Here is a 6850-nt window from a genome sequence, read left to right as displayed (position 1 = left end):
GCGGTCGGGCTGCTGGCCGTGCTGTCGGCCCGCCAACTCGGTGCGGAGCAGATCGTGCTGATGGGGCGGCACGAGGTGCGCACCGATCTGGGCCGAGAGTTCGGCGCCACCGACGTGGTGGCCGAGCGTGGCGAGGACGGCATCGACAAGGTACGGGAGCTGACCGGCGGGTTGGGCAGCGTGATCGTGCTCGAGGCGGTGGGGCATCGCCCCGCCTACGACCAGGCGGTCGGCGTGGTGCGCCCCGGTGGCGTCATCAGCCGGGTCGGGGTGCCGCAGTACGACGAGGCGCCGGTCGGGTTCGGCAGCCTGTTCGGCCCCAACGTCACTCTCACGGGCGGCCCGGCTCCGGTGCGCGCCTACATCGACCGACTGCTCCCGGCCGTGCTCGACGGAACCGTGGTGCCCGGCAGGGTGTTCGACCGGACCGTCGCACTCGATGAGACACCCTCAGCGTATGCGGCCATGGATGCCCGGGAGGCACTGAAGGTGATGGTCCGGCCGTGACCGAGGTGACGACAGCAGCGGCGCCCACGTCGGCACCGACGAAGGCGCCGACCGCGATCCTGGCCATCATCCTGATCAGCTATTTCATGGTGCTGCTGGACAATTCGGTGATCTTCACCGGCCTGCCCAGTATCCGCGACGGCCTGAAGATGTCCCCGACGGCGCTGTCCTGGGTGCAGGACGCCTACACGCTGGTCTTCGGCGGACTGCTGCTCCTCGGCGCACGAGCCGGCGACCTGCTGGGTCGGCGTCGGCTGTTCATCGGTGGGCTCGCGGTGTTCGGATTCGCATCGCTGATCGATGGCTGGGTTGACGACGCCGAAATGGATGCACGGCAATCGATTCGCCGGCCACAATCGGGGCGTGGATCGTCGGGTTGAAGACCGCGTAGAACGGCGCACCGGGAGGACGTTTGCGCCAGTGTGCTTGTGGTGACGACTCATCCCAGGTGCGTCGCAGGTCGAGTCCTGCTGCGTTGTAATCCTCTTTGGCGTTGTTGGTGCAGTAGTAGCCGGCGTCGCGCAGGAATTGGGTCCAGCCCGCGCCGTTGAGTTCGGTCGGCAGCGCGCCGGCCGCTCGCATCTGGTTGGCCGGTGCGCAGCTCTCGGGTGCGACGCCGGTGATCATCGCAAACCGGGACGGTGCGCAGACGGGGGCGGCCGAGAACGCATGTGTCCACCGGATGCCGGTGGCGGCAAGCCGGTCGATGGTCGGTGTGTGGGCGCGTCCACCGTAGACGCCGAGATGCTGGGCTCCGCAGTCCTCACTGACCAGGACGAGGAAGTTGGGTCGACGTCGAGGACGTGCTTCGGTGCGTCCGATGCCGGAGGTGGCGGCGGCGAGTCCGGCGACCGCCCCACCCGAGAGCACCTGCCTACGACTGACTGACATCTGATGAGCATTGCAGTTGGGCGCGTTCCGGACCGGGTTTCGTGTTCACTGCGCCAAAGTGGCGTTACTCGACGCGCCGATACAGCATGGTGGTCCGGTACCGGTGGATTCCGTCGACCACGACGTTTTGTGTTCGGCAGAGCTGGTCGCCATCTCGGACGAGTTCTTCGACGATGTCGAGATCGTCTGCCACGCGAGCAATTCCATTCGGTGTGCCGTTGTGACCCATGACGTAGTCGCGTCCGTCTGCGGTGGCGAGATATCCGTGGAAGGGGCGTCCGAGGTGGCCGCCAGCACCCTCCGAATCGAAGAAGTAGATCGCCGGGTCGACGCCGTCGGACAGTTCGTAGAAGGAGCCATCCGCCCGAATGGTGAGTTCGATCGGAGCCTCGATCGGTTGTGGTTCGTCTCCCGATTGGTGCGCCGAGTGCATGCGCCACACACCCACCAGGTCCTGGGTGAATTCGCCCGCGTGGTGCTCGGGCAGGAACTTGTCCCGGATGAGCAGTTGGTCGTAGGGGACGCGGATCTCGTCGTCGGGCCGGTGGTCGGAAACGATCGTCAGTTCCCGTGTGACCGACGGTGCCGACGAGATGACGGTGAACGGTGTGGTCGTGTTGGACGCGAGGCAGACGGTTGTGCCACGTAAGTGGTTGTCCTCCAGGGAAATCGGACGTGCACCTGCCGTCAGGTCGCGGGTGCGGCCGAAGAGTGCGTCGAGGCGTTCGGGAACCTGGCGCCACAGGAACCATGGCAGCGCCTCGTTGCCGGTGACCAGTCGTAATTGCATTGTGCGGGTGGCACGTTCGACGGTGAAGATGACGCTCAGCTCTTGTGCGTGCGCCCGTGCTTGGTGGGCGACGTCGTCGATGGCCTCGTCCAAGGCGAACGGCAGGTCACGAGGAGGGTGCGCCCACGCGCCGTCGTGAAAGATCTGGAGGTTGGTGATCGTGGTGCCGTCGCGTATCTCCTTGATGAGTGCCATCTGTTGCCATTCGGGCATCGACCCGGCCTGGTGACCGAACCGGCGATGGGCAGGCCATTCGCCGAAGACGAGGTCGGCGTAGTTCTTGGCATCGCTGCGCGACAAGGTGATGGTCTGCATTCATTCCCCAACTCACTCGCAAACCCCCGTTGCGAGGTGAGCCGTGAGCGTAACCCGAGTTCTGGCTGTACGCGGCAGTCGGAATGTGGTTGTGCATCGACCGGATGACGATGTGGATGGTGGAGGGGCTACGTTCAGTCCAGGGCGTATGAGGAGGTGAGCGATGACGGCCACGACGCTGACGACCGACTACCTCGTGGTCGGTGCCGGTGCGATGGGTATGGCATTCACCGATGCGCTGATCGACCACGCTGACGTACACGTCACGATCGTCGACCGCCGACATGCTGCCGGCGGACATTGGCTCGACGCGTATCCGTTCGTGCATCTGCATCAGGCGTCGTCGTTCTATGGGGTGGCGTCGACGCTGCTCGGGGACGGTTCGGTCCAGCTGAGCGGACCCGAAAAGGGGCTCGGTGAGCGGGCGCGCAAGCCCGCGATCGAAGCGTACTTCGACGACATCATGCGTCGCCGCTTCGTCGGGTCGGGCCGGGTGACCTTCCTGTCGGCCAGTGAGTACCGCACCGACGGTGACGCCCATCTGGTGACGTCGCGGGTGTCGGGGGAGACCGTGTCCGTCGAAGTACGTCGGCGCGTCGTGGACGCCACCTATCTGTCGCCGTCGATTCCGGCGTCGACGCCGCCACCCTTCGCAGTCGCAGACGATGTGCCAGTGGTCGCGGTCAACCGAATCGCCGACCTGTCGGAGCCGATTTCGCCCGCTCGCTTCGCTCCCGGCGCGATGACACCTCGTAACTTCGTGATCGTCGGTGCCGGGAAGACCGCGACCGACGCGATCGCCTGGCTGCTCGGTCATGGCGTTGCATCAAATCGGATCACGTGGGTGCGCCCGCGTGAGCCATGGATGCTGAATCGTGCTGTGGTGCAGCCAGATCCCTTGGTGTCGCTGAAGCTGTCCGCAGATACGATGGAGGCTGCTGCCCGCGCGGATAGTGTCGATGACTTTTTCCTGCGTCTGGAAGCGGCCGGCGTCATGATGCGCATCGACCGCGGTTTGCTACCGACAATGGCCAAGGCGCCGACTCTGGGGGAGTGGGAACTCGACTTGTTGCGTTCGGTCGAGAATGTCGTTCGACTGGGGCATGTCCGGGGGATATCGGCACGCGAGGTGGTGCTCGACGGCGGCGCGGTTCCGCTGCCGCCCGACTCTGTGGTGGTGCATTGTGCTGCAGCGGGTTTGAAGTACCCGCCGCTGGTGCCGCTGTGGGGTGAGAAGATTCGGTTGCAGACGATCCGCGCGGGTTTCCCGTGTTTCGGTGCCGCGCTTGCCGGCTACGTCGAGGCGACGCGCGACGACGATCGTGATCGGAATCGTCTTTGCCCCCCGAACGCATTGGCCGACAGCCCTATTGACTGGATTCGTATGCAGTTGCGCGGTTCGATGGCCACGCGCAGCTTCATGGCCGAGGACGACATCGCCGCGTGGGCCAATGGTTGTGCGCTGAATCCGGCGCGCATCGGTCCGGACGCACGCGAGGACCCAGCCGTCGCGTCGGCCTCCGCGCGACTTGCCGAGTGGGCGGGGCCGGGTCTGTTGAGAATGGGTGAGTTGTCGGCGTTGCCGTGACCGTGATCAGCGGCGGTTGCGGCGCCAGATCTCGGTCGACAGCAGTGTGGCGAAAGCACACCATGCCGGGTATGCCGCCACTGCAGTGCCGGCGCGCGCGTCGACCTGTGCGGTGCGTCGGGTCAGGTCGGCGCTGCTGGCTGTCAGGAGGCCGGCGGCGACGGCGGCCGGACCCAGTCGGTGGGCTCCGAAGAACAACCAGCTCCAGCCGGCGTTGAGCGCCAGGTTGGTGCCGAGTGCCGCCGCGTAGCGCAGGCGCTCGTCGTCGCGGTGCTCGTCTTCGAGGCGGTCGAGCGCGGCGGCGGACGTGACGGCGATGTCGGCGTAGAGCGTCGTCCATGCCACCGGAAACACCACCGGAGGAGGCGTGAAAGGTGGTTTGCGCAGCGTCGGATACCAAGTGTCGACGGCGGATCTCGAAGCGGAACTCCCGACGACGGCTGCGGCCGCGGTTGCGGCTCCCGTGGACAGCAAGGTTCTCAATCGCATGGTTCCACGGTACGGATCTGATCCCTGATCAGAAGGGTGGTGGGGGTTCGGCTTCGATGCGGAGTCGGTTGCGCAGGCGTTCGCGTTGTCGGCGGAGGTGTTTGTCGACGGTGCGGGGTCGGCGTCGTTTCTTGGGGAGTTCGCCGGTGCCGTCGAAGATGACCCGCGGTCGGGTGCGGGTGTCGGCGGGGCTGCCACCGGATTCGGCCGAGGGCGGGCACGATGTCGATGATCGAGTCGGCCCGCCCGGGTAGTACGAGTCCTTCGGGGGTGATCCAGGTGGTGTGCGGGCGGCCGTGTTCGTCGAGGATTTGGTCGTCGATGAAGTCGGTGAGGGTTTTCGCCAGGTGGTGGAATCGGCATTTGGCGCCGATCCCGGCGGGGTCGGTGTGCCCGCCGGCGTACGGGTCGTCGTGGTTGTACTCGGAGACGTGGTCGAGTTCGCATTCCCAGGCCGGTTTTGTGCAGCCGGGAACCGAACAGGTGCCCTCACGGGACAGGATGTAGGTGATCAGCGCGGTCGAAGGCCGATACGGGTTCGACGGCAGATGCGGCGCCAGACCCGGCGGCACCGCGCTCAGCATTGGCGGTGGTGGTGGTTGTGGTGGAGTGGGTTCGGGGATGCGGCGCCAGAAATCTGGGTTACCTCGGGTGGGTTTCTCACAGTTCAACGGCCGATCGGTGGTGTTTTCCGACGGTGTCTCGCCAGGCCCTTCGAGGCTCGGTGATTTCGATGCGGTCCCGGCTCGCAGGCTCGCCCGGTCCTTACTCAATCCGGCGGCCAGGGCTCCTCGCACCTCAGGGAGCGGGGGGATGCCTTCGTCGACCGACGCTGCTTCGGGCACGTCACAGACCGGTGGCGTGGTGTCCGACGCTGTCTCGCCAGGCCCTTCGAGGCTCGTCGCTTGCGCTCCTCGCACCTCAGGGAGCGGGGTGGTGGCGTCGTCAGAAAGGTCACCTGGCGGGGTCGGAGTCGGCTGGGCTGGTGCGGGTTGGGGGTTGATGGGTTTGATGACCGCGTCGGGGCGTTGTGCGAGTTCACGGGCATGCTCGGCCGAGATCACCCCGAACCCATTCATATGCGCGGGAGTGGTGTTCGACTCGTCGGTGAGGGTGGTTTCCTCGCACACCACATGCAACACGATCCGCGCCTGGGCCGGCGGCAGCGTTCCGGGTTCGGGAATCTCGGCATCACACTCGGCACGCCCACACTGGCATTCAAACCGGGTGCCCGACAACAGGGCGAACGCCGCATCGGAGTTGCGGGCCCGTTTCCCCCGACCATCCTTGGAGCACACGGTGCCTGCCAACGCCTGGACCGCGGCGACCGCGATACGCGCGTTCTCCGCGGTCATCGACGCCGCCAGGGTGGCCATCCCATCGCCGAGGTCCTCGACCCACACTGCACGTTGGCCTTTGGCATGCTTACGGCGTTCCCGCACCGCTTCGGGGTCGTGGCGGAACACGATCCGGTCGGCCAGATCCCGGATCGCTTGGGGTGACCACCGGCCGCGGCGTTTACGGAGTTCCTTGGTGATCGCGGCATCCACCTCGCCGATGTGGTCACCGCCGACCAGGTCGGTGCGGCCGATGATCGCGACGGTCTGTGCCTTGGTGAGCACACCGTCGCACAAACAGGCCGACACCAGCGGCAGCCGATCCCGCAAAGCGATCGCCTCTCCCAACAAACACTCGGCCGTCAACTGAGAGATCGCCAACGACGCCGCGATCCGCATCGCGCACTGCGCACGTTGATCGATCCAGTCGGTGTCGTCATCCATCGTCGGCTCCACCAGCCGGGTATGTAGTTCGGCCGCAATCTGATACGAGAGCCAGGAGAAGTAGGATTTCCCTCTTTCGATGTGACCGAACGAGGCGACCATGTCGTTGATCGACACGGCCTTGTCGTCGTCGATCACCGCGAGATCCGGAACCCCCAACACCGCGGCATCGACCTGCGGCCAGTACACCGCGTCGTCTGCGTACTCCTCAATCGACATCCCCTGTCACCCCCTTTCCGATTGACCGGATTCAGACTAGAACGGGCCACCGACAATTCTCGTCGCCCAGAATCTGGTTGTGGACTAAGCACGCGAAATCGTTGACTGTGCAGCATTTTCCGACTGAACTCCGCGCATCGTGACCCTCCCCGATCGACTGCATCCAGGGTAGAACACGCCACCGACAAGAATGTCGATCATCGAATGATGTTGGGAGAGCCACGCGTTGCGGGCTTTGGCGGGACTGCTCGCAGCCCTTCGAGGCTCCTC

6 protein-coding genes and 1 pseudogene are annotated in these 6850 nt (G+C 65.6%); 3 read left to right on the top strand and 4 right to left on the bottom strand.

Annotated features, from left to right (window positions below; all coding sequences use genetic code 11):
* Together ABZW74_RS08055 and ABZW74_RS08050 are read left to right on the top strand one after the other, a co-directional pair.
* On the top strand, positions 1–507 hold a 507-nt coding region (locus ABZW74_RS08055), incomplete at its 5' end, for a zinc-binding dehydrogenase (RefSeq protein ID WP_355275459.1).
* 86 nt (positions 508–593) lie between these two features.
* Positions 594–743: pseudogene (locus ABZW74_RS08050) on the top strand (MFS transporter); the annotation flags it as partial.
* Between the two features lie 22 nt (positions 744–765).
* On the opposite strand, the gene ABZW74_RS08045 reads toward ABZW74_RS08050, so the two are convergent.
* Positions 766–1398, bottom strand: coding sequence for a sulfatase-like hydrolase/transferase (locus tag ABZW74_RS08045; RefSeq protein ID WP_355275457.1), 633 nt, complete (start codon positions 1396–1398; stop codon positions 766–768).
* A 64-nt stretch (positions 1399–1462) separates the two neighbouring features.
* Positions 1463–2503 (bottom strand): hypothetical protein, encoded by a 1041-nt coding sequence (locus ABZW74_RS08040; RefSeq protein WP_355275455.1) that lies wholly within the window; start codon positions 2501–2503, stop codon positions 1463–1465.
* A 163-nt stretch (positions 2504–2666) separates the two neighbouring features.
* Here ABZW74_RS08040 and ABZW74_RS08035 point away from each other — a divergent pair, with 163 nt between their 5' ends.
* A complete protein-coding gene (locus ABZW74_RS08035) occupies positions 2667–4091 on the top strand; it encodes an NAD(P)-binding protein (protein ID WP_355275453.1) in 1425 nt (474 codons plus the stop codon).
* Positions 4092–4097: 6 nt separating this feature from the next.
* Here the strand turns inward: ABZW74_RS08035 and ABZW74_RS08030 are convergent, their stop codons facing one another.
* Entirely contained in the window at positions 4098–4580 is a 483-nt protein-coding gene (locus ABZW74_RS08030) for a TspO/MBR family protein (protein ID WP_355275452.1), read from the bottom strand.
* Entirely contained in the window at positions 4571–6580 is a 2010-nt protein-coding gene (locus ABZW74_RS08025; RefSeq protein WP_355275450.1) for a DUF222 domain-containing protein, read from the bottom strand. The genes ABZW74_RS08030 and ABZW74_RS08025 overlap by 10 nt, the downstream gene beginning before the upstream one ends.
* Between the last annotated feature and the right edge of the window lie 270 nt (positions 6581–6850).

Origin of the sequence: Gordonia sp. NPDC003585, from assembly GCF_040610755.1 — a bacterium.
Classification (GTDB): domain Bacteria; phylum Actinomycetota; class Actinomycetes; order Mycobacteriales; family Mycobacteriaceae; genus Gordonia.
The sequence above is the reverse complement of the archived record's forward strand: the minus strand, read 5'-3'. Positions and strand labels throughout refer to the sequence as shown.

Coding starts and splice junctions, on each gene's coding strand:
- ABZW74_RS08045 (WP_355275457.1), bottom strand. CDS start 1,398: ATGTCAGTCAGTCGTAGGCAGGTGCTCTCGGGTGGGGCGGTCGCCGGA.
- ABZW74_RS08040 (WP_355275455.1), bottom strand. CDS start 2,503: ATGCAGACCATCACCTTGTCGCGCAGCGATGCCAAGAACTACGCCGAC.
- ABZW74_RS08035 (WP_355275453.1), top strand. CDS start 2,667: ATGACGGCCACGACGCTGACGACCGACTACCTCGTGGTCGGTGCCGGT.
- ABZW74_RS08030 (WP_355275452.1), bottom strand. CDS start 4,580: ATGCGATTGAGAACCTTGCTGTCCACGGGAGCCGCAACCGCGGCCGCA.
- ABZW74_RS08025 (WP_355275450.1), bottom strand. CDS start 6,580: ATGTCGATTGAGGAGTACGCAGACGACGCGGTGTACTGGCCGCAGGTC.